The sequence below is a fragment of the Vibrio sp. 1580 genome (genome assembly GCF_033340055.1).
In genome coordinates, this window is record NZ_JAWOVT010000807.1 from 1 (window position 1) to 504 (window position 504).

The 504-nt window shown below is 45.0% G+C and carries 1 protein-coding gene and 1 pseudogene; both read right to left on the reverse strand.

What is annotated here, in order from left to right; translation table 11 throughout:
- Window positions 1-371: rod shape-determining protein MreD (gene mreD / locus R7093_RS28495; RefSeq protein WP_318147442.1), on the reverse strand; the 371-nt coding region annotated here is incomplete at its 3' end.
- Window positions 361-504 (reverse strand): annotated as a pseudogene (locus tag R7093_RS28500) (rod shape-determining protein MreC); the annotation flags it as partial. The pseudogene R7093_RS28500 and the gene mreD, both read right to left, overlap by 11 nt.

The window sequence follows — 504 nt, forward strand, 5'->3', positions numbered from 1 at the left end:
AAATATTCCCCACAGAATATCAAAACTTCCAATAACGCAGTAAAAAAGGCAATTAAAATCGACTGTTGCCACAATGCCATGTTACGAATTAGCAAGAAATTCAGTGCCACCAAGTAGATGACAATGGACATCATCATGCCCCGAATTCCTAGCGCTGAACCAATGAGAATGTCCCACAATAAGCCCAACACTAACGCCGTGCCAACGTTCACTCGATGCGGCAATGCCAGCACCCAATAACACGTCACCAAAAATAGCCATGAAGGACGAAGTAGGTCCAATACACCTGGCCAAGGAATGGTTTGCAGTACTAGCGCAACGAAGAAACTAACACCAATCACCATTCTGCTACGCAATACATTACTGGCCATTAGTTACCTCTTGTTCTTGCTCTAACCCGTCATTCGCGTTGGATTGCAGTACTTTGTGCTGACGATCTTCGTTTGGCCAGATCAACAGCAAGTATCGTAGACGATCAAACTCCACCACAGGTTCGGCTTTGAT